Below are 20,607 nucleotides of genomic sequence, written 5' to 3'. Positions count from 1 at the left end.
AACAAGATATTATTTTAGAAATGCTAGTATAGCCTCTAAAAATAACTTAGGGGAATCGGCATGCACCCAATGGTCTGTATTAGGGATAGAGTAAATACTTCCATAAGGAAACCAACAATAAATTTCTTGTTCATCATCTGCAGCAATATAGCTAGAATTTTCTCCCTTTATAAACAAATTTTTACCTTTATACGGGTAGTTTCCTGTAATAGGTGCACAAATTGCTTGATAATTATTCCTTAAATTAACCAGATTAATACGCCAAGAATAAGATTCTTTGGTTTTCTCTAAGTTCATTAATAAAAACTGCCGTACTTTCATATCCGGAATCTTTAAAGAAAGAGCTTTATCAATCTCAGATCGGCTGCCGTAGTACGAAAGATCTAATGAGATTAAGGCATCAAAAATAAAATTATGAGAGGGATTATAAGCTCTAGGAGCAATATCTACTACAATTAGACCACTTACCTGATTGGGAAAATCTAAAGCACATTGCATCGCAATTTTTCCACCAAAAGAATGACCAAGTAAAATAGCTGGACTAAAGTTATTTTCAATTAGAAAATAAGCAATATCTTGTGCTAAGGTCTGATAGTTAAAAAAATCCTGTGCAGGAGAATAACCATGGTTAGGTAAATCAAGCGTAATTACCTTGAAATCACTTGATAATTTAGATGCTATACTACGCCAGTTACCCATAGAACCAAATAGACCATGTAAGATAACTAAAGGAGCACCTTCCCCTTGAGATTGATAATAAAATGGCATAAGTATTCTTTTTTCTCTACTTTTTTAATTTAAGCGTAAAAATAAATTAAAATCTGTCTTCAGAACTTTAAAACATAATTTTTTATTACACTTATGTTAAGCCATTTCTTGAGTTTCTTTCTCCATTTTGATACTCACTTGGGTACTATGCTTGCTCAGTATGGAATATGGGTATATGCAATTTTATTTTTAATCATTTTTATTGAAACTGGTCTAGTAATTATGCCTCTTCTTCCTGGAGATTCCTTACTATTTACTGTAGGTGTTTTTACAGCCCATGAAGATGGATTAAATATATGGATAGCATTTATTTTACTCATTACTGCAGCTATTTTAGGAGATACTGTTAATTATACTATTGGCAAACTATTTGGGTATAAAGTATTAGATTGGCACTTTAGAGGAAAGCCGCTAGTTAATCCTAAATATTTAAATAAAACTCATAATTTTTTTGAGCAATATGGAGCAAAAACGATTATTCTAGCCCGCTTTGTTCCCATTGTAAGAACCTTTGCTCCATTTGTTGCTGGTATTGGCTATATGCACTATAGGAAATTTATTTCCTACAACGTTGTTGGTGGTGGTCTATGGGTTCTATTACTTATCTTTGCTGGCTATTGGTTTGGAAATAACACCTTTGTAAAAAATAATTTTGAAAAAGTTATTTTAGGTATTATTTTCCTCTCTATCCTGCCTATGGTGATAGAAATTGCTAGAGCAAAGTGGCAGAAAGTAAAAAAAATAAGCTAAATAAAAATACTTTAGATAATTCATAGTTTCATGGAGGAGTTAGAAAAGCTAAAGATTACTCGCCATGGGGATAAAAATAATAAATCTCAAATAAAATCACCACCTAAAAAAAAGTATAAATGGTTAGTTATTTTTGTTTTTCTATTCATTAGTATTATATCTTTTCTTTATATTCAGTTTTTCCATAAGGGAATTAAGGTAAAAATTAGTACCATTTCCCAAGTCTATCCTGCTCAAAATTACACTCTGTTTAATGCCACTGGCTATGTAGTGCCTCAAACCAAAGCAGATATTGCTTCTAAAGGCACTGGGCAATTAGAAGTATTAAATGTTGAGGAAGGAGACTATATAAAAAAAGGAGATATTATTGCTCAGTTAGAAAACCAAGATGTACTGGCAGCACAAGCACAAGCTGAAGCTAATGTGGCTGTTGCCGAAGCTGAGTTATTACAAGCTCAAACTGAGCTAGAGAATGCAAGAATTGAGCTAGCTAGGTTAGTCAATTTAACAAAGAGAAAGCTTGCAACCCAATCTGAATATGATGCGGCTGAAGCTCGTTATAACACGGCAAAAGCAGTTGTTCAAAGTGCAAAAGCGGCTATTATTGCCGCTAAAGCAGCCTACCGAGCAGCTAAAGTTGCTGTAGAATATACTTTGATCCGTGCTCCCTTTAACGGGGTTATCTTGGAAAAACACGCTGATGTAGGTGATGTGATTGTTCCTCTCTCCCCAGCTACTCAATCGAAAGGAGCGGTAGTTTCTATGGCTGATATGAGTACCTTACAAGTAGAGGCAGATGTGTCAGAAGCTAACTTGATGCAAGTAAAAATCCACCAACCTTGCCAGATTCAGTTCGATGCCTTTCCGGATAAGCGTATTCGTGGTCGTGTTCATATGATTGTTCCCACCGTAGATCGCTCCAAAGCTACGGTACTGGTAAAAATTGGTTTTATTGATCAAGATGAACGAATTTTACCTGATATGAGTGCTAGAGTGTCCTTTCTTTCCCAACCTCTTTCACCAGAAGATTTAACCTCTCGTACTACCATTCCTAAAGCTGCTATCGTTACTAAAAATAATCAAAATTATGCCTTTCAGATTCAAGGTAATACTGCCCATTTAATTCCTTTAGTACTTGGAGAAAATTGGGGAGATTCTGTAGTGCTTAAACAAGGACTCAATCTAGATGATGAAGTTGTCATTAACCCACCGGAAAAACTTAAAGACAACGCTCGCATTCTCCCTATTACAGATTAGTATCTATTATGTATGGTAGAAATAAAAGGAATCAGTAAATTCTATCAACGGGGTAATCAAACCGTACCTGTCCTTGAAAATATTAATTTAACCATTGCCGATGGTGAATTTATTGCTTTGATGGGTCCTTCTGGCTCTGGAAAAAGTACCTTACTAAATTTAATAGCTGGGATTGATACGCCAAGCAGTGGTCATTTATATGTAGATGGGATAGATATTGCTACCTTAGCAGAAAAAGATTTAGCACGGTGGCGAGCAGATCACGTAGGGTTTATTTTCCAGTTTTATAATTTAATGCCGGTACTTACCGCGCATGAAAATGTGGAGTTACCTTTATCCCTCACTGACCTAACTCGTAAAGAAAGAAAGGAACATGCAGCTCTAGTACTTACTATTGTTGGACTTAAAGATCGCATGGATCACTACCCTTCTCAACTTTCAGGTGGACAGCAACAGCGGGTGGCTATTGCCCGTGCTTTAGTGACTGATCCTACCCTCATTGTAGCCGATGAGCCTACGGGAGATTTAGATCGGGAATCAGCAAAAGATATTCTTAAATTGCTACAGCAACTCAATCAAGATCTAGGCAAAACTATTGTTATGGTCACCCACGATCAAACAGCTGCAGATTGTGCTCACTTAGTGAAACATTTGGATAAGGGAGTGCTTAACCAGTAATTATTCTTTAAGCTACTTTCCCATGTCTCACTTACTGTTATTAATTACTCGCAATGCCTTTCGGCAAAAATTGAGAACCCTACTTACCCTAATTGGTATTGTGATTGCTATTATTGCTTTTGGTTTATTACGTACGGTAGTAGATGCTTGGTATGGCAAAGCTGAATCGGCTTCAGCTGCACGCTTAATTACCCGCAATGCTATCTCTCTACTTTTTCCCCTGCCTTTAAGTTATAAAAACAAAATTCAACAAACCAAAGGGGTATCAGCCATGAGTTATTCTGTTTGGTTTGGGGGTATTTATATTAGTGAAAAAAACTTTTTTCCCCAATTTGCCATTGAGCCTCGAAGCTATCTCGATCTTTATCCTGAGTATGTACTTCCTCCCGATCAGAAAAAAGCCTTTTTCCTTGATCGACAGGGAGCGGTAGCTGGAGAGCGGTTGGCCAATAAATATGGCTGGAAAATTGGAGATACGATCCCAATTCGAGGCGTGATTTACCCCGGAAACTGGAATTTTGTCCTTCGAGGAATTTACCGAGGAGAGACTAAGGGAGTAGATGAAACTCTATTTATGTTTCATTGGCAACATTTAAACGAGCGGATCAAAGAAGATAAAGCGACTAATGAAAACATAGATCATGTAGGAATTTATATCGTTGGATTAGAGAATTCTAGCCAAGCGGCTAAAATTTCTCAGGAAATTGATAGCCAGTTTAAAAATTCCCCTGCAGAAACCCTAACTGAAACGGAAAAAGTCTTTCAACTTAGTTTTGTTGCCATGACAGAAGCCATTGTTACCGTAATTAAAATTGTTTCATTTCTGGTAATTATCATCATAATGGCAATTATGGCAAATACGATGGCAATGAATGCTAGAGAACGAAAACGGGAATATGCTACCTTAAAGGCACTCGGGTTTTCTGGCAAATACATTGCCCTACTCGTGTACGGGGAATCTTTAATTATTGCTATCACAGGAGGAATTTTAGGACTGATTCTTCTTTACCCTACTGCTCATATTTTTGTCACTAAAATAGGTACTTTCTTTCCCATTTTCAGAGTAACCATCCAAACTGCTTGGCTCTCTATTGGAGCTGCTATTATGGTAGGTATAAGTGCAGCAGCAATTCCTGCTTGGCGTGGAGCGACTACGCCTATCCTAAGCGGTTTTCGAGATATTGGCTAGCTCCTTTATCTTTCATGAAGATCCCCTTTATCTACATTATTCGTAATCTTTGGACACGTAAGCTTACTACCCTACTGACTGCTATTGGTATGAGTCTAGTGGTTTTCGTTTTTACCACTGTATTGATGCTCTCTGCTGGCTTAAAAGAAACCTTAGTTGCTACTGGCAGTCCAGATAACATGATCGTACTTCGCCATGCAGCAGAAACCGAAGTACAAAGTACTATTGATCGAGAACAAGCAGGAATCATTACTAGCCTACCTAAAATAGCTTATGACTCTCAAGGCGAAGGACTCATTTCAAAAGAGCTCATTGTATTGATTGTGCTACCTAAAAAAATGACCGGTAAGCCATCTAATGTCACCGTTCGGGGGATTTCTAGTGCAGGACTGGCATTACGCCCCCAAATTCGGCTTGTTGAAGGAAGAATGTTTCGCCCCGGAGCAAGTGAAGTCATTGTAGGTAATAAATTGGCTGAAAGCTTTAGCCATACCCATGTGGGAGATAAAATTCATCTTGGTATGAATGAATGGACTATTGTGGGTATTTTTGATGGAGGGAAAACTGGATTTAGCTCTGAAGTATGGGGGGATGTAAATCAACTCATGCAAGCCTTTCGTCGTAATGCTTATTCTTCTATTATTTTTAAACTAGCCGATCCTAATGCTTTTGAACAAACTAAAACCCTTTTAGAAAGCGATCAACGGTTGACCATTTTAGCAAAACGAGAAATTACCTTTTATGCTGAACAATCAGAAATGATGTCTCGATTTTTAAAAGTCTTAGGGATATCTTTGAGTATTATTTTTTCCATTGGTGCCATGATTGGTGCCATGATTACCATGTATGCATCAGTAGCAAACCGTACCATAGAAATTGGCACTCTTCGTGCCCTTGGTTTTCCAAGAAGCAGCATTTTATCTGCTTTTCTTTTAGAATCCCTTGCTTTGAGTCTAATTGGTGGTGCAATAGGCTTATTTATTGCTTCATTTATGCAATTTTTTACGATTTCCACCATGAATTGGCAAACCTTTTCTGAGCTTGCCTTTAGCTTTATTCTGACAGAGAAAATTATGGAGCAAGCTATCATTTTCTCTTTATTTATGGGATTGCTAGGCGGATTTTTACCTGCAGTCCGTGCAGCAAGAATGAATATTGTAGATTCTTTACGATCTGCTTAGATAACATTTAATCCTAGAAATTACAGTATTCCTTAAACTTAGGATAATATTCACTGACCCCGCTAATATCAAACTCCATAGTTAGCCCCTCCACCTGCATAATGATTTCTGATTTATCTTTCATTTGATGGAGGATATCCCAAGGGGAATACCTATCCATAGTTCCACGCAATTTCAACAATCCTACATCGTGGCGAACTACATCACTTCCTGTCCTCTCTACACGATTGTTATCAATTCGATAGATAATATCCCGATATAATTCAGGCTTCTTTCCATCATAAAACCCTGCATAAGCATCATAGGCAAGATAGCTTGTATAGATTACGGTAATATCTTGATTGAGCAATAAAGTGCTTTCTACCCCATTTTTACTACAATCAAAAATAAGTTCCTCATCCCCATCTTCACTCATTACCCCTATAGAATAGATGGGATAGCCTTCCATAGAGTCATTAGCGAGATTGTCAACCCATGCTTTTGCTTGAATATGAATAAAGAGGATAGGTATAAAGAGCAGTTTCTTCATTACAATGCTATGTATATTTATTTTTTTAAGTAAAATAGTAAATAATTAACCAGTGATTATACAAATATTTAGATTAAATATCTCTTATTGGATTCTCTAAATTACTTATTCGGAGATAATACAAAGTGGGTTTGGTTTCTGTGGGCTCTGATTTTTTAAACCGCCTGTTCGGCGGTGAACTAGAGAGCGGAGATAAAAGAGTAAGAGCTACATTTCTAAACCGCCTATTCGGCGGTGAACTTCTTTACAAAATTTGATGTACGCTGGATACATTTCTAAACCGCCTATTCGGCGGTGAACTGACATACCAGTACACGATGTTTTAAGACAATTTTCTAAACCGCCTATTCGGCGGTGAACTACAGTATTAACTTATGAGTATTATTCAGGATATTTCTAAACCGCCTATTCGGCGGTGAACCAGAAACAATACATCAAGGCTTTATAAGTGCATTTCTAAACCGCCTATTCGGCGGTGAACAATATTACACGAGTACCATCTGCATGAGTTGTTTTCTAAACCGCCTATTCGGCGGTGAACGTAAAATGCTTTTGACTATCCATTGTGTATATTTTCTAAACCGCCTATTCGGCGGTGAACGTGATTTTTGAATAACTACTGTCTCACCGAGCTTTCTAAACCGCCTATTCGGCGGTGAACTCAATGCACAACTTAGAATAAATGTTGTTAGTTTTCTAAACCGCCTATTCGGCGGTGAACCTATATGCAGAGGAATAGGGATGGGCACTGTATTTCTAAACCGCCTATTCGGCGGTGAACATAACGCTGAAGATTTGAGATGTACATTTGATTTTCTAAACCGCCTATTCGGCGGTGAACTAAGAGATAGAATATTGCCACCTGATCATGCATTTCTAAACCGCCTATTCGGCGGTGAACATACAAATAATGGGTAATTTAGATTTTGACGCTTTCTAAACCGCCTATTCGGCGGTGAACGTGTCATTACTCGGAGTATTATCGTATTTTACTTTCTAAACCGCCTATTCGGCGGTGAACGAGAAGAACGATACCAGCTGTTTATAATTATCTTTCTAAACCGCCTATTCGGCGGTGAACACCAATCACTAGCGTCTTTAAGTGGGCCGACTTTTCTAAACCGCCTATTCGGCGGTGAACGGGTGGTATTCTTCTATCTCTTTAAGAAAGTAATTTCTAAACCGCCTATTCGGCGGTGAACTTGTTAGAAGAAGCAGTGAAGTAAACTTTCTTTTTCTAAACCGCCTATTCGGCGGTGAACTTCCTCCATGTTTGTAAGTGCCGTCTCTCTGATTTCTAAACCGCCTATTCGGCGGTGAACTTGATTGACCAGAGAATATTAGAATTCTTGTTTTTCTAAACCGCCTATTCGGCGGTGAACTTAGAGGTGTATCAGATAGCCAGCATCTGAAATTTCTAAACCGCCTATTCGGCGGTGAACCAAGAGTATCTGCATCTACTGTTTTTAACCAATTTCTAAACCGCCTATTCGGCGGTGAACGTTATGGTACCTATGTAGATGACACCATTAAATTTCTAAACCGCCTATTCGGCGGTGAACATCGTTGTGAGGAGCTAAATAAACAGGTTAGATTTCTAAACCGCCTATTCGGCGGTGAACATGCAAGGAATCTTAGAAGATTCAGGTGAAGTTTTCTAAACCGCCTATTCGGCGGTGAACAATATGATCAATTAATAGCTGAGTATTATGGTTTTCTAAACCGCCTATTCGGCGGTGAACCGAAATGAAATTAATTAAAAAAATAAAGAATGTTTCTAAACCGCCTATTCGGCGGTGAACGGATCGTGTACAGTTACACTTCCCTCGCTATATTTCTAAACCGCCTATTCGGCGGTGAACACGGGGGAGTACACATGAGTATTCCTGAAATATTTCTAAACCGCCTATTCGGCGGTGAACAAGGTAGTGGTATTGTCAGGTTATCGTTGTGATTTCTAAACCGCCTATTCGGCGGTGAACCTAGAGGTGTATCAGATAGTCAACATCTAAAATTTCTAAACCGCCTATTCGGCGGTGAACCAACATTAGCACTTAAAGCAGAAAATGTACTTTTTCTAAACCGCCTATTCGGCGGTGAACACACTCTTCTACCCATGTCTTTAATTGCTTGATTTCTAAACCGCCTATTCGGCGGTGAACTCAAGTCAATTATCTGTCCTACTAAAGCCAATTTTCTAAACCGCCTATTCGGCGGTGAACATGAAGCAGAAGATAAAGGGAAATTTTATAACATTTCTAAACCGCCTATTCGGCGGTGAACAGCTTCTCCATTGTCTTAACACATCATGTACATTTCTAAACCGCCTATTCGGCGGTGAACGCAACGATTATATGAAGATGATTTGGCGGGATTTTCTAAACCGCCTATTCGGCGGTGAACATACCTATATTACCTACAGGTCATTTATATATTTTCTAAACCGCCTATTCGGCGGTGAACCTCATTCATCTTTGCAAAGAAAGAATGTTATTTTTCTAAACCGCCTATTCGGCGGTGAACATGTTGGTGTTGGGTTGATACATGGATTATCTTTTCTAAACCGCCTATTCGGCGGTGAACTAATACTAAAACGATCGTACGGATCAAGGTTATTTCTAAACCGCCTATTCGGCGGTGAACCTCCCTTCCACTCATATTCTTCTAATGTTTGTTTTCTAAACCGCCTATTCGGCGGTGAACAGATTTGTTGTAATACAGTCTGTGTAGTATTTTTTCTAAACCGCCTATTCGGCGGTGAACTTTCGGCTGTGATTAAAGCGTTAAGAAGTTACTTTCTAAACCGCCTATTCGGCGGTGAACGATTTGATACTTGATATTTACAAAGCACTGATTTTCTAAACCGCCTATTCGGCGGTGAACAGAAGGTAAAAATCAATTATTTTTATCGAGATTTTCTAAACCGCCTATTCGGCGGTGAACAATTTAATGTTTACGTAGCACGTTTATCATTCTTTCTAAACCGCCTATTCGGCGGTGAACACCATTGCGATCGATGTCTCTTAAAGTTCACTTTTCTAAACCGCCTATTCGGCGGTGAACAACACAGCTTGCAGTAAAGTATTTTATTGCATTTTCTAAACCGCCTATTCGGCGGTGAACTTAATACTAAAACGATCATACGGATCAAGATTTTTCTAAACCGCCTATTCGGCGGTGAACTGATAGTTTGTCATCATTAGAGCCTCTGATTTTTTCTAAACCGCCTATTCGGCGGTGAACTTTTACCCCCTTGAAATAATTTCGTTCCTGATTTTCTAAACCGCCTATTCGGCGGTGAACAAAATGAATAATACAAATAGCTACTTACAAATTTTCTAAACCGCCTATTCGGCGGTGAACATAGATAAATCATTAATTATGCTCATTTTTTATTTCTAAACCGCCTATTCGGCGGTGAACTATTTTAAAACATTCATCTAGTATACTTACATTTTCTAAACCGCCTATTCGGCGGTGAACAGTAAAAATTGTTAAAGATCCTTTAAAGCTAGCCGAGCACAATCCCACTTTTTATCGTGGGATTCGTTTTAAAAGCAAGCTCAGTATACTTAAATTTTAATAAAAAACCTTCCTTTTTTAGCATAAATTACAAGTTATTGTTTTTATTGTAAATAAAAAATATCTCAAAATAGGAAGGTTTAAAAGAAAGGAATCGCTGCATAGCACTCTTTTATCTTTTTTGCAAATCCATAGGTATTAAATTGGCAAAGATCTGAATCAAGTTTTAGCCTTTCCGTGCCAATATGAATTGGTAGTTTCTGCCCGTTACGTTCTAAAATTAAATAGGGTGGTCGTTTTATTTTCTCCTTTTCTTCGGTTTCATTTGTGTTGTTTTTTAAATGAGGTATGCTCTCCCTTTTCTGATTACGAAGACTAAGCCGTTTTTTAAATCCATTGATTGCTTTTTCTGGCTCTCGTAATCGGCGATAGGCTATTTTGTCATGATCTTTAGGTACGCTGGCAATGGAATTAATTGAAATCATATTCCTCTTTTCAAGATGAAGTAGCCCATCATTTTTCTCTAACTGAGCCAAATCTTTAACAACACCAAAACAACGGATGAGTTTGCCTGGCGAATATTCTTTTAGATCCGGAAATCCTAAAGCAATATTAAGAGAGTGGGATTTTAAAATGCCATGAATCCGAGTAAATAGCTTGCTTAAGATAAAGTGAGTGTCTTCTGACTCCCCTTGAGTATGAATTTCAACATATTCTGAAAACATAAGACTATGCTCCTATTTTTTATCTTTTTTACCCTCGCCACTAAAGACTCCACCTCGAATGAGGACTGCCATAAAATAATGAAGATTACCATCAAGATTTTTGGCATTTGAGGCGGCTTGAAGCTTATTTTTTAATTCTTCAGGATTTTTAAGTAGGCTGTAAAAATCTGATTTTTCCTTATCTGGCAAACGCACAGTAGTGGCTCTGCGCTTGTCTACCGTGAAAGGATCTACCGCTAATGGATGATCTACAGAAGCATCTGGATACCAAGTGTCAATGGTGCGAATAGCGTTACCAATTTTTTGGCTGTGCAGAGCAGCTACTTGTTGCCCATTGACCTTTACTGAAAATAGAGTTTTTGATTTTCCCCCCTTCCCTCCTTGAGATCCTTTATCCACAAACTCCTGGCTAGGATAAACTTCTTGACCATCGCCTATCGTGATTTTAGCGACAACATCTAGGATAAAAAATGGGATTTTGCCACTGAAAGCATCTGCGATATGATTAATCCAAGGCTGAAATTGAGCTATTTTATCTTCAGGTAAATGGGGCTCATCAATAATATCAAAACTAGTTTCCTTTAAATCCTTATGAAAAGGTGCCTTTAAAGTGAGGGTACGCTGAGTACCATAACGATTACGCCAGAGAAATTTACCATTCATTAAATTAGCAAAATAACGCTCAGCAAGGACAGTAAATCCTCCTTTTTCTTTGTAAAGCACTGCAATTTCTTCTAGATCATTTCTAAACTCTGGAACATTACAACTCTCTGGTGCATTAGCATTAGCTAGAAATTTAAGACTAAAACGTAGGGTAAAGGTATCAGTGCCAGCAGGTAGGTGGCAGCTATCTATTCGTTGAATATTATTATCTCCTGCCAGCATTTGTTTATTAATTGCCTCTTCGTCTTGCTGTTTGTTTCCTTTATAGACACCACTATAGTTGGCAATGGTACCCAGTACTGTTTTTTCTTGGATAATTAAAGGATCATGATGATTAATCCAAAACGTTCCTTCACTCGGGACAATGCTGCGGGTGTAATTGAGTAAAGATGGGATTTCTACAGATGGCATATATGTACTCCTAAAGGATGGTTTTTTAATTCATTGTTATTTTGCTGATAAATAGACAGTTTTACTTTCCCTATGGGTTTTCCAATCCCAAAGTAATCCTTGAAGCCAATTATCATCAGTATTAGAGGTTTCTTTTGAGAATAGGGGTAGCAATTTACGCACCCAAATAAGCTCTGCAAGGCTATGGGCAGGTTCGGCATAGGCATGATTCACTGGATCGCAATCCTTTACACCATGACTGCGATTAAGGCGATCTTGAGGATCTTCGAGGAGCTGATAACCCACACAGGTAGCATAAAGCCAACCGGGATAGCGGCGTTGTTTGAGTTGTTTTTCTGTGGAGTCTGGGGTATTTTCAGAAGAAAACCAAGCCACCGCATCTATAAGAGCTTTAAAAGGATCAGGCTCTTTTGCAATAAGCTCTGCACGGTCTTTTATAAACCAACCAGTAGGGAGTTTATTCATGGCTTTAGCAAGCTCAATTTTTTTATCGAAAATCTGAGCTCTTCCTGCTTGAATAATATCTCCTCCAGCAATTCGGCAAACATGTAACACTTGATTTGCCCTTTCTTTAATCCAATCATCCATTTTAGATTTGTTTTCTACTTCAATTTTGATTACTAAACTTAGAGTAGCGTGGCCTTTGAGTTCAGGAATAATAGGTGGGTTTATCAGATCGTCTTCATTTGGTTTATTTCCATTGCCTTTGCATAGGGCTAAGGGGTTTTTTGTCAGTCCATCATAAATTTCCCCTTCATGAAGGCATACCGCAAATCCTTTAAGATCTGCATTAGTTTCAGGGGCGTGGTTTACCAGCTCAAAATTAACTAAACAATCTGCAAATCCAGCAATAGCAGTTAAAGGAAGGGAGCACGTCAGATGGCTACTTTCCCAATTTATGTTGGTTATTTTTATCATAGGTAATAATAAATAGTACTGATCCATGCAACCCCCTAGTGGTGTAAGTAATTAATTAAACGGTTGAGTGCATCTGTAACTAGCTGGTAGAGAACATCATCTAGTAGAGATTTAAATTTTAGGGCTTGATACGCATCATTTTGTAGTGCTTGAGTAAGCTGCTGGCTGCTGATAGGTAAGCTACTTAATCCAAGCCAAACATTTACCCAATGAGGTAATTTCTTAGTTTCTAGATTTTCTCTAGCTTTAATTGCATCAGGAGTATCACTGGTAATCCAGCTTAAAAACTGATCTTGTGCTTCTAATTCTGGAGTAATCCATGCTGAAATTTTTTTCTCAAGCTGATCTAAGTAATCTTGGCGATTACCATAAGTTATATTCCAATCTTTTTCTAACCAAGCTTCTAGTTTTTCTGTTTCTCGTTTTACCATAGGTAAAAATAAATAAGGAGCATTTGAGGTAGTCAATTGTTTTAATCGTCGATAATAATTATTGTTTGAATGAGCACTAGGAATAGTCATTTTAAGTAAGTGTAAATTCCCTCCTAGCTCATTGATTAAACTTCCTGCATTTTGTGGTTTAGTACCGCCTACCTTTAATGAAGAGGTAACAACATGAGCAGATTCTTCTCGTAGCTTTTCTCGGTATTGCTTGAAGGCAGCCACCATCCTAGTAGCAGGTAACGGACTGATCACAAGATAATCATCTCCATTGCAGGTAGGGTCAGGTACAAAAATTTGTTTCAACTGGCGATCTAACGGTGCATTATTAGAAGCACTTAAGTGATTGGCTACGGCTTGATGAAAAGAATCCCAGTCTTCTGCAGAAATTCCAAGATCTAATAGGGTTTGTTTTAAGGTGTGATCTTGCTTTACTACTCGCTCAAGTATACTCAATACGCCATTAGCGTCTTGATAAGTAAAGCTAAGCCATTGATAGTGCGCAACATAAGCTCCATTGCCTGATCCAGAAAAATTTCGAATATTTTTAAGATACGCAGAAGTGACTAAGCCTAGTTCTTTAGGAGGGGGTGTTAAGTTATGAGCAATAATTGAACCAGAACTAATTTTATCGTTACGGGATTTGGGATGATGGGTACCTATATCTGCCGTCAATGCAGCCCAAATAAATTCTCCTCCTGTGATTTTATCAATGACTTTAGTTCTTAAAGCTTCTTTTGCCCTCTCCTCCATTGCTGGTTCATTTAGTAATATTTCCCACTCTTTATCTGGAGGAATACCTCCATAAGTCAGGCTCAAAACAATTTTAAGCAGTAAAGGGGTTTCATTCTCTGTAACAGAAATAGGATCGTTACTATGTCTCAGAAGACTGGCTTTAAAATCTTTAGTAGATTTTTTATCAGTGTTAAGATGTTGGTTTAAGTTTTCTATAAACATGAGTGATTATAATTATTATATTTTTACAAAAATTGTCATACTATTTAACACTAAACGTCACTTTTTTGTAAAGTTTTTGTCACATATTGACGTAAATTTTCACTTCTCTAATTAGAGAATTTTTAATAATCAAGTAAATATCCTAGAATAATTTTATGTCGATTCTCCCATCTCACCGACAGGGACTCTATTATTTAGAGCACTGCCGAATTATGGCAAAAGATGAACGTGTTGTTTATACTAGAGATGACAAAGCACTGACCAAATTTTTTTCGATCCCCCCGGAAAATACCAATGTTATTCTGCTAGGTAGTGGTACTTCACTGACACAAGCAGCAGCTCGATTATTAGCTAACTCTCAAGTTATGGTTGCTTTTGTAGGCGGTGGTGGTACTCCCTTATTTTTAGCAAGCCTAAATGAATATCGCCCTACTGAGTATTGTCAAGCTTGGGTTACCTTATGGCAAGATGAGCATAAGCGACTGAGTGCTGCAAAATTTTTTCAAAGAAAACGAGCAGAATTTTTATTAAAGCAATGGTCTAAATTATCAAACCCAAAGCCTGATGAAGCAGCGATTGAAACTCTGGTCAGTCATTATCTTTCTCATATTGAAACTGCTGAAGAAACCCAAACTATTCTTAGTCGAGAGGCTGAATTTGCAAAAAAACTCTACGGGTTGTGGGCACAATGTACTCAAGTAAAAAATTTTATTCGAGATCCGGGTAAGCGAGATTATCTAGATCCTTTTAATAGTTATTTAGATCACGGCAATTATTTGGCTTATGGCATCAGTGCGGTGGTGCTATGGGTATTAGGGATTCCCCATGCACTGCCTTTGATTCATGGAATGACCCGACGAGGAGCACTGGTCTTTGATGTGGCAGATCTTATTAAAGATACTTGTGTGATGCCTATCGCTTTTCAGCAAGCAGCTGCAGGCCAATCGGATCAGCAAATGCGTCAAGCTTGTATTGCTTGGCTAGATCAAAGTGATGCGATCACATTTCTATTCCAAGCAATTAAAGAGATTACTCAACGATGATCGTGCTTTTTATCAGCGAATGCGAAAAAGCAGCTTGGAAACGATCTCGTAGAATTTTATCCCGCTATGGTACCCAAATTGGAAGACGCACTTGGCTTGCTCGAATGAGTACAGAAGGACTTAGGGATATACGCCAAGCTTTGACTAAAGCCGCTAGTCGTCATACTGCCATTACCTGTCATCGAATTAAAGGTCGTTATCAAACAGAATTAGTATGGATCGTAGGGAGTCGGCGACATTTTAATTACGATGGTACCTTTTGTTTTAGCTATAGTACAACACCTTTGCCAAAGGAGGAACAAACGCCTCCTGCGATTCGCTTATTGAGCCATCTTTGTATTTTAGCAGGGCTTTTTCATGATTTTGGTAAGCATGGGGCTTGTTTTCAAGCGAAATTGCGAGATTCTAAAGTGAATCAGAGCGATCCTATTCGCCACGAGCGGCTTTCTTTACTCTTGCTTTTACGGCTAATTGAGTTACTTTGCCCTCCGGTGATGATAGATACACCAATATTAGAATCAGAATCTTTATCTACTCCCCGTCGCCGTAGACGAAATAAGGTAAGTCCAAATAGCTCTTTGGATCACATAACAGATAATCAATGGCTCAATACACTAGCTGATTCAAAAAATGTATATGAAAAACTAAATCAAATTTGGCAAGAAATTCCAGAATCAGACTGGCAGCATTTAATGCCGAGCAAGGATAGTACATTACAGCCACCATGGGGATCTATAAGAGAGGAAGAAAAGCAAGGATTGCCTCCTTTACTCAGTGTATTGTGTTTTCTTATCCTTTCTCATCATAAATTACCCGATGGTCATGAAGAAAGTTTTAGCCCCCTAGAGCAAACTTATTTGAATCAACCCGAATCTATTTTAAAAGGGTTAGTCTTAGCGACAGAGCTCAATCCTGCTTGGCAGCAATCTCCAAAATTAGTCAATGACATTATAAAACATGCTCGCCGAGCTCATTATTTACTAGAAGAGCATGTACTTCCTCTCTATGATAATGCACTTTGGTATAGTGCGGCTCGCTACCATGCTCGCTGTGCATTAGTGCTAGCCGATCACAAAATTTCTAGCACTGCCTCTAAAGAATATCCTATTGATTCCCAATCTAAACAAGGACAACAATGCTTCGCCAATAGCTATCAAGGTTATTTAAGGCAGACTCTTGCCAGTCATTTAGAACGAGTAGGCAGATTAGCAGGTAGAGGATTTAATCACTTATCTCAGCTTCAGCAAAATAGAAATACTAAAACAATTGAATATTCCCCGCCTTCATTAAAAAGTCCTATTACAGTGGATGCCTTTAAATGGCAACAAGAAGCAGAACGTAAATTACTTAAAGTAGAAAATCTTGATCAGTCTGGATTTTTTGGCTTAATTATAGCAGAAACTGGATCAGGAAAAACCCGAGGCAATGCCCGGATTCTAGCTGCACTCCATAAGCATGAAAACTATCGTTTTACTGTTGCACTTGGGTTACGCACTTTAACCTTACAAACGGGAGATGAATATCGTCATGATTTAGGATTCGGCAGCCTCAATGAAAGTGAAGATCAATGTGCGGTAATGGTAGGTGGTGCATTAACCATTGCTCTTCATGAATTAGAAAAAGAACAGGAAAATATTGATTCTAATGTTACAGAACAAGAGCAATCAGGGCGAGAAAGTAGTGAGTTAGATGATGATTTTTATGAAGGATTAAGTGGCGTATTTGATTATGATCCAGATAGCCCTTGGCCTGAAGAACTAAATGCACCAAATAACTCTAAGCTTAATCATTTATTGCAAGTCCCTATTTTAATTTGTACCGTAGATCATTTAATGCCGTTTATTCAAAGCCAGAAGGCTTCTGCAGCATTATTAGGTTTTCGGCTAGCAGGTTCAGATCTTATTATTGATGAAATTGATAGTTTTGCTACGGAAGATTTACCTGCCTTATTAAAATTAGCCTATGTGGTGGGGTTTAATGGACGGAAGTTGTTACTCTCTTCAGCCACTTTACCACCTGCTATTGCCCATAGTTTTTACCAAGCCTATGAAACAGGATTTCATCGTTGGCAGCAATTGCAAGGAATAAATTCTATGCCTATTGCTTGTGGTTGGTTTAGTCACCACTCAGATCATATTAAAGTTAATGTGGTTAAAGATAGGAAAGATTTTGCAAACTGCCATCAACGATTTGTAGCTAAATTATTAGAAATTAATAGCCAGCAACCTGTACGCCGCCGTTTACATCCTCATTTAGTGCCGATCATAGAAAAAAACACTGTATATCAAAATATAATGGCTACCTGCAAGGAATTACATCAACGATGGAATCAACAAGATCCTAAAACGGGTATTTATTATTCTATTGGCTGTGTACGATGGACCAGTACTAAAAATACGCGGAGATTTGCACATTATTGGCTTAACCATCAATTTGATTTAAGTGAAGATATACAGCTAAAAGTCATTTGCTATCATGCTAAACACTTACCTTTAATTCGCCATCATATAGAGCAGACTCTCAATAAGTTATTAAAACGAAGTAATCACCAGCCCCATGAAGATTCTAGTTTTGCTAATATTCTTAGAACTTGCCAGCAGGAAGGAAAAAAACATTTATTAGTGGTAGTAAGTACCTCCCCCATTTCTGAAGTAGGACGGGATCACGATTATGATTGGAGCGTTGTAGAACCTAATTCCTATTGGTCCTTGATTCAAATGGCAGGCAGAGTATGGCGGCATCGTCGAGATTTACAAGCCTCTCAAGGAAATATAGGGATGATGAGTCAGACAATGCGAAGGTTAGAATATGGAGAGCAAGCCTTACAGTTTAGTTTGCCCGGTCCCGAATCAGGAAAGTTTGCATTAGATCCTAGGCAACGAAATGAGCTTTCTCAAGTATTTGCTCTTGATGAATTAGATAGATCTATCGATTCTCGTTTTACTATTCAAGCTCCAGACAAGATTGAAGAGAATATAGAAGAAGAAAAGCACTACTACTCTAATATGAGTCAGCTTGAGCATGGACAGCTAAAAATTCTTCTTGAAGATAACCAAGAGAAGCACAAAGCTATGTATTTTATTGAGAGTAATAACCCATCTATGGTATTTACTCAAAAGCATAGTCAGCTTTGCCCTTTTCGTAAAGATAGGAACTTAAATCTACTTTGGTTTGATCCTGAAGAAGAAGGCTGGAAATACCTTAATCAAGAGGGAAAGAAAAGTTTTACAAAACAAGAAAAGCGAGTTAAAAATATTAATCATCAAGTAAAAGAGATCAATAAATATAACTATTCTCATCAATCTTACTTCGATGATAAGGTACTTAATCGCTATCAGCTCAATGAAGATTGGCAAACACAATTAGCCCAAAAAGGATTGGACAATAAACACTATATTATTAATGCACTTTCTCTCTCTGCTGGAGATAATTTTCAGGACGGTAAATACTTAGAATATAGTGATTTAATAGGTTGGCAGTTTGTGAAAGAATAATTTAAACAGATAAAGGGGATCGTAATCCTGAAACTAAATCAAAATAGTCAGGATGATCTGGAGTAATGAAGCCATGACGAATTAAAAAATCAATAATGACTAAGTTACAATTCTTCTTAAATTCTTCTGAATAACACACAATATCTGCAATTTTATCTATCGGCCATAAATAAAACTCTTCTACTTCCCCATCTTGGCATTGAGGAATAAAGTCAGCAGGAAGCTCTAAATCGTAACAATAAATGATGTCCGGTTTGAGTAAGCCTTGAGATGACTCTACTTGATAGGAAATATAACCTACTGGACAGGTTTTAGCACTTAGCTCTGATGGAATGCCTGCTTCTTCCCAACATTCTTTAGCAAGATTATCTGCTAAAGAAATATGATGAGGTAATCCCCCTGCTACCATATTATCAAGCTTACTTGAGTCACTCCATTTATTTTTAGCTCGCCGACCCACCCACATTTTTAACTGCCCCTGATCTTGAACAAAACCATTTAAGTGCTGACCAAAAGCTCTTATCCCAAAATGAGGTGCTACCCCCCTATCAATAGTAAATAGGGCTTTTTCTCGAGAGGAAGGAGTCACTGGATAGGCCTCTTGGCGTAAATTAGGAACAACCCCTTTTTCTACCAAAGCTTGGGATACTTCAGCTATTGCTTGAGTTTTTACGGTAAAGGAATCAAGTTTAGGGTTTAAGGAAACAGCAACTGAAGAAACTGTAAATAATTCAGGCCAAGCTTTAAGTACTTTAGCAAAGTCGTGCTTTAAATGACCTACTTTTAATCCATCTACATAAAAAGATCGAAAATTAGATAGAGAGTATTGATTACAGTCTTGAATGTGTTGTAGGTGGCTCATGAAATTAAAAGATCAATATAACTGCTTTCTTTAGCTTAAATGCTAACCAGTAGAATAATTTTTTATTTTATTGATTAAGCTAACTTAGTTTAATCTATATTCTGAGTAAAGAAACTAAGCCTACCTAATCCTAACATAGTCTGATCAAATTCTGGTTTATTAGAAGGTAGCTGATGAGTTTGGGTATTGGTTAAGCAAGTATTTTTTAAATACTCTCCCGTTAAATCCAAATCAGTACATAGTTGTTGTAGTTCAATACAGAGTGATTCTACAATTTCTTTATTTACACTCATTTTCTAACCTTTTCTATCTATGTTTAAAATGTATGTAATCGGATATTAACAAAAATTGTCACACTAATCATGAATTCTAACAAAAATTGTCATAATCAGCTAATAAAAATTTTTCCTAATTTCAGTGAGAGTATATCGCTAAAGAATCTTTTCCTAAATCAAAATTTACGAAAATTAGGTACCCATTTACGTCCATTTGTTTATGCAAATTTTATTACTAGCTTAGATGGAAGAATCTCCTTAGTGCACTCTAAAATTAAGGATCACGTTGTACCAGAGACAATTGCAAATAAAAGAGATTGGCGCTTATTCCAAGAGCTAGCTACTCAAGCCGATGGAATACTGGTAAGTGGGCGTTACATGCGACAGCTAGCAAAAAATACCGCACAGGATGGATTTCCAGTCAGTACTAAATCAAGCTATCAAGATTTGATTAAGTGGAGAATATCTCAAGGATTATCGCCACAACCTGCCATTATTATTATCAGTAGTAGCCTTGATTTTACCCTCTCAGAAAAACTATTAAACTCCGATCGATCGATTTATGTTGCTATCGGATCTAATGGAAATTTAGAAAAGATACGAAGGTTTGAGGAAAAAGGTATTCGTATTATTATTGCAGGTAGTAATATTCAAGTGGAAGGACGGCAACTAATCACAGCACTAGGACAGGCAAGGATGAGCACTATTTATATGGCCGCAGGATCTCAAGTATTTCATACCCTAATTAAGGATCATCAAATTGACCGTCTTTATCTTACCCATGCGTTGAAACTGCTAGGAGGTACTCATTTTGATACTCTTTTATCAGGAGATCAACTTGCTCTGCCTGCAGAGTTTAAGTTACATGCTTTGTATTATGATAAAAAATCCAGTGAAAATGAAATAAATCAACTCTTTGCGATTTATGATCGGTGTTCGTAGTAT

The 20,607-nt window shown here is 37.7% G+C and carries 16 protein-coding genes and 1 CRISPR repeat array; of the genes, 8 read left to right on the top strand and 8 right to left on the bottom strand.

Going from position 1 to position 20,607, the window contains the following annotated elements; genetic code table 11:
* Window positions 1-9: 9 nt before the first annotated feature.
* Window positions 10-768, bottom strand: a complete 759-nt coding sequence (locus NSCAC_RS03250) for an alpha/beta fold hydrolase (protein WP_197744992.1) — start codon at window positions 766-768, stop codon at window positions 10-12.
* Window positions 769-861: 93 nt separating this feature from the next.
* Here NSCAC_RS03250 and NSCAC_RS03245 point away from each other — a divergent pair, with 93 nt between their 5' ends.
* The 5 genes from NSCAC_RS03245 to NSCAC_RS03225 are packed head-to-tail and all read left to right on the top strand — an operon-like array spanning window position 862 to window position 5,823.
* Window positions 862-1,518 carry a DedA family protein gene (locus NSCAC_RS03245; RefSeq protein WP_197744991.1) on the top strand — a complete coding sequence of 219 codons (657 nt, stop codon included), beginning with the start codon at window positions 862-864 and terminating at the stop codon, window positions 1,516-1,518.
* Window positions 1,519-1,548: 30 nt separating this feature from the next.
* Complete coding sequence (locus NSCAC_RS03240; RefSeq protein WP_197744990.1) at window positions 1,549-2,775, top strand: efflux RND transporter periplasmic adaptor subunit; 1,227 nt, start codon at window positions 1,549-1,551, stop codon at window positions 2,773-2,775.
* Between the two features lie 12 nt (window positions 2,776-2,787).
* Window positions 2,788-3,453 (top strand): ABC transporter ATP-binding protein, encoded by a 666-nt coding sequence (locus NSCAC_RS03235; RefSeq protein ID WP_197744989.1) that lies wholly within the window; start codon window positions 2,788-2,790, stop codon window positions 3,451-3,453.
* 22 nt (window positions 3,454-3,475) lie between these two features.
* The gene (locus NSCAC_RS03230) at window positions 3,476-4,642 is read left to right on the top strand and encodes an ABC transporter permease (protein ID WP_197744988.1); all 1,167 of its coding nucleotides are present in this window, start codon (window positions 3,476-3,478) and stop codon (window positions 4,640-4,642) included.
* 14 nt (window positions 4,643-4,656) lie between these two features.
* Complete coding sequence (locus tag NSCAC_RS03225) at window positions 4,657-5,823, top strand: ABC transporter permease (protein WP_197744987.1); 1,167 nt, start codon at window positions 4,657-4,659, stop codon at window positions 5,821-5,823.
* A gap of 13 nt (window positions 5,824-5,836) precedes the next feature.
* On the opposite strand, the gene NSCAC_RS03220 is transcribed toward NSCAC_RS03225, so the two are convergent.
* The 5 genes from NSCAC_RS03220 to NSCAC_RS03200 form a co-directional block, all read right to left on the bottom strand.
* A complete protein-coding gene (locus NSCAC_RS03220) occupies window positions 5,837-6,352 on the bottom strand; it encodes a hypothetical protein (protein ID WP_197744986.1) in 516 nt (171 codons plus the stop codon).
* 152 nt (window positions 6,353-6,504) lie between these two features.
* Window positions 6,505-9,835: direct repeats of the CRISPR family, unit length 28 nt; unit sequence TTTCTAAACCGCCTATTCGGCGGTGAAC.
* Between the two features lie 179 nt (window positions 9,836-10,014).
* Complete coding sequence (gene cas6f, locus NSCAC_RS03215) at window positions 10,015-10,599, bottom strand: type I-F CRISPR-associated endoribonuclease Cas6/Csy4 (RefSeq protein ID WP_197744985.1); 585 nt, start codon at window positions 10,597-10,599, stop codon at window positions 10,015-10,017.
* A gap of 12 nt (window positions 10,600-10,611) precedes the next feature.
* Entirely contained in the window at window positions 10,612-11,673 is a 1,062-nt protein-coding gene (gene csy3, locus NSCAC_RS03210) for a type I-F CRISPR-associated protein Csy3 (RefSeq protein WP_197744984.1), read from the bottom strand.
* Window positions 11,674-11,709: 36 nt separating this feature from the next.
* Window positions 11,710-12,618 carry a type I-F CRISPR-associated protein Csy2 gene (locus NSCAC_RS03205; protein ID WP_197744983.1) on the bottom strand — a complete coding sequence of 303 codons (909 nt, stop codon included), beginning with the start codon at window positions 12,616-12,618 and terminating at the stop codon, window positions 11,710-11,712.
* 8 nt (window positions 12,619-12,626) lie between these two features.
* Window positions 12,627-13,988 (bottom strand): type I-F CRISPR-associated protein Csy1, encoded by a 1,362-nt coding sequence (locus NSCAC_RS03200; RefSeq protein WP_197744982.1) that lies wholly within the window; start codon window positions 13,986-13,988, stop codon window positions 12,627-12,629.
* Window positions 13,989-14,143: 155 nt separating this feature from the next.
* Between NSCAC_RS03200 and cas1f the strand changes: the two genes are divergently transcribed.
* Entirely contained in the window at window positions 14,144-15,031 is an 888-nt protein-coding gene (gene cas1f / locus NSCAC_RS03195; protein ID WP_197744981.1) for a type I-F CRISPR-associated endonuclease Cas1f, read from the top strand.
* Window positions 15,028-18,525, top strand: coding sequence for a P-loop NTPase family protein (locus NSCAC_RS03190; RefSeq protein WP_197744980.1), 3,498 nt, complete (start codon window positions 15,028-15,030; stop codon window positions 18,523-18,525). Before cas1f ends, NSCAC_RS03190 begins: the two co-directional genes overlap by 4 nt.
* 1 nt (window position 18,526) lies before the next feature.
* On the opposite strand, the gene NSCAC_RS03185 is transcribed toward NSCAC_RS03190, so the two are convergent.
* Both NSCAC_RS03185 and NSCAC_RS03180 read right to left on the bottom strand, forming a co-directional pair.
* Window positions 18,527-19,387: a DUF4743 domain-containing protein gene (locus tag NSCAC_RS03185; RefSeq protein ID WP_197744979.1), complete on the bottom strand. Its 861-nt coding sequence runs from the start codon at window positions 19,385-19,387 to the stop codon at window positions 18,527-18,529.
* Between the two features lie 89 nt (window positions 19,388-19,476).
* Window positions 19,477-19,680, bottom strand: a complete 204-nt coding sequence (locus tag NSCAC_RS03180; protein WP_197744978.1) for a hypothetical protein — start codon at window positions 19,678-19,680, stop codon at window positions 19,477-19,479.
* Window positions 19,681-19,749: 69 nt separating this feature from the next.
* Between NSCAC_RS03180 and NSCAC_RS03175 the strand changes: the two genes are divergently transcribed.
* The gene (locus tag NSCAC_RS03175) at window positions 19,750-20,604 is read left to right on the top strand and encodes a RibD family protein (protein ID WP_197744977.1); all 855 of its coding nucleotides are present in this window, start codon (window positions 19,750-19,752) and stop codon (window positions 20,602-20,604) included.
* Window positions 20,605-20,607: the final 3 nt, after the last annotated feature.

Origin of the sequence: Candidatus Nitrosacidococcus tergens (assembly GCF_902810445.1) — a bacterium.
Taxonomy (GTDB): domain Bacteria; phylum Pseudomonadota; class Gammaproteobacteria; order Nitrosococcales; family Nitrosococcaceae; genus Nitrosacidococcus; species Nitrosacidococcus tergens.
This window is presented reverse-complemented; position numbering and strand designations above follow the sequence as displayed.